A 2,126-nucleotide genomic window follows, 5' to 3' on the forward strand; every position below is an offset into this window, starting at 1 on the left:
ACCACGCTCCAGTAGCGGTGGACCTTGCCGTCTTGGTTACGTGTCTTGAAGCGCAGGAACATGCCGATAGTGTCGACAAAAATGCCTGCGGGTTCAAGGATCAAGGTCGGCACTACAGGCGGTTACGCGGTCCGCCTCCTCGCGCAATCAGGTGCTTACCCGGGCTTCAGCGCCCAAGACCGCCCCGAAACGGGCGGCGGAGGGGTCGAATAGCGGAAGTCGGGCTAACACTGGGAGCCGGCCGACCGTTTCGGCTTTCTGGGCTTCCGCCTGGCTCGAGGTCCATCAGCAAGGCCGGCGCAGCCCGCGCGTCGCACAAGCGCAGCCAGGAGCAGGGCCGGCCCTGCGGGGCGTCCGGCGGGCGGCCCCCGATGCCCGCCCGCAATCCGGCGCCACCACAACCCGCCAACCCTGCGGTATCCTGTGCGCAATGACCCACCCGACCTACTCGCCCCTGGGGGCCGCCAGATGACAAAGACCGACTGCCTCACCGCCGCCATGCTCACGGTCGGTCAATGCCACACCGCCCATCTGCGGTTCACCCGCGCCCAGGTGGACACCTACTGCGCCCTGACCGGCGACGCCAACGCCATCCACCGGGACGTGGAGGCCGCGCAGCGACGCTTTCCCGGGGTGACTGACATCGTGGTCCCGGGCGGGCTGATCCAGACCACCATCTCGGGCATCTTCGGCACCCGTTTTCCGGGCGACGGGGCGCTCGGGCTGTCCTTCGTGCCCGAGCGCTTCCGCAAGCCGGTCCTGCCGGACGAGGAGGTGATCGTCAACTTCGAGATCACCCGCATCAAGAACGGGCTGGTCGACGTCGATATGACCGTGACGGACGCGCAAGGGCGGCGCCTCACCACCGCCAAGGCCCGGATACTGGCACCGGACACGGCCTATCGGCAGTGGTGGGAGGAACAGCAGGGCGGGTGAGTCGCGGCCCGCTCACGTGTGGCCCCGCGCGCTACAATTGCCCGTTACTCAATCAGTGACTCATCGAAAAGGCGGCCGATCATGACCCACACTCTCTCGTTGGCGACGCTCCTGTCCGCACTCCTGATCACCCCCGTACTCGCCGCCGGGGCGACCGCAACAGCGGTCGGCGATCTCTACAAGGAACGGGCCGCCTTGGGCGGCAAGCAGGTGACGGTGCGTGGCCAGGTGGCGAAGGTCAATACCCAGATCATGGGGCGCAACTGGGTCCACCTGCGCGACGGTACGGGCGATGCGGCCGATGGTTCCAACGACATCACGGTGACCACCCAGGACACGGCGGCCGTGAATGACCAGGTGACGGTCACTGGCACCCTGGTCGTGGACATGGACTTTGGCGCCGGTTACCGCTACCCGCTGCTGATCGAGAAGGCGACGATCGCCCCGGCCCCGGCGGCCCCCGCCGCTGCGCAGTGAGACGTGCAAGCCCGCGCCTGGCGCGCCGCGGCCTACTGCCGCTCCTGCTGGCGGGCCTCCTCGCCCCGCCTCTGACCGGTTCGCTCGCCACGCCGGAGCAGTCACTCACCCCGATCCCGGAACGGCCCGTCGCCCCGGACTTCGACCTCAAGGATCCGGAGGGCCGTCCCCAACGCCTGGCGGACTATCGCGGCCGGCCGGTGATCCTGAATTTCTGGGCCACCTGGTGTCCGCCCTGCCGGGAGGAGATGCCGTCCATCCAGCGTGCCTATGAGACCCTGGCCGCCGAGGACATCGCCGTGGTGGCCATCAGCGTCGGCGACGACCCGCAGGACATCGCGGCGTTCCTGGAGGACGAGCCGGTGGACTTCGCCTTGCCGATGGACACCGACTCCAAGGTCGCCCAGCGTTACCCCATGAAGGGCCTGCCGACCACCTTCGTGATCGATCCCGAGGGCCGTCTGGTCTATAGCGCCATGGGGAGCCGCGCGTGGGATGATCCCAAGCTGCTGGACCAGGTGCGGGCCTTGAAGCCCACCACCGCACCCGGCTCAACTCCGGGCAGGCCTTGATCGTCGTTCCGGCCCCCAGCATAAGGTCGAGGCTTTAGCCGGTCCGGCGTGCAAACGCGACGGATTTTCCTTGGATATCTTGGGAGCTGCCACCGGCTAACGGCCATGGCGCCCGCACCACCTCAAGAGATGAAAGTGGCG

Annotated in this window: 3 protein-coding genes; all 3 read left to right on the plus strand. The window is 67.8% G+C overall.

What is annotated here, in order from left to right; translation table 11 throughout:
* Positions 1-468: 468 nt before the first annotated feature.
* The 3 genes from QZY44_RS04915 to QZY44_RS04925 all read left to right on the plus strand — a co-directional run bounded on the left by QZY44_RS04915 (position 469) and on the right by QZY44_RS04925 (position 1,985).
* Positions 469-936: a MaoC/PaaZ C-terminal domain-containing protein gene (locus QZY44_RS04915; RefSeq protein ID WP_295443042.1), complete on the plus strand. Its 468-nt coding sequence runs from the start codon at positions 469-471 to the stop codon at positions 934-936.
* A gap of 81 nt (positions 937-1,017) precedes the next feature.
* Positions 1,018-1,413, plus strand: coding sequence for a hypothetical protein (locus tag QZY44_RS04920; protein WP_295443045.1), 396 nt, complete (start codon positions 1,018-1,020; stop codon positions 1,411-1,413).
* Positions 1,410-1,985, plus strand: a complete 576-nt coding sequence (locus QZY44_RS04925; RefSeq protein WP_295443047.1) for a TlpA disulfide reductase family protein — start codon at positions 1,410-1,412, stop codon at positions 1,983-1,985. Before QZY44_RS04920 ends, QZY44_RS04925 begins: the two co-directional genes overlap by 4 nt.
* Positions 1,986-2,126: the final 141 nt, after the last annotated feature.

Origin of the sequence: uncultured Thiodictyon sp. (assembly GCA_903837595.1) — a bacterium.
GTDB lineage: Bacteria > Pseudomonadota > Gammaproteobacteria > Chromatiales > Chromatiaceae > Thiodictyon.

Excerpts from the sequence above, each read along its gene's own strand:
- QZY44_RS04920 (WP_295443045.1), top strand. The coding sequence starts at position 1,018 with ATGACCCACACTCTCTCGTTGGCGACGCTCCTGTCCGCACTCCTGATC.
- QZY44_RS04915 (WP_295443042.1), top strand. The coding sequence starts at position 469 with ATGACAAAGACCGACTGCCTCACCGCCGCCATGCTCACGGTCGGTCAA.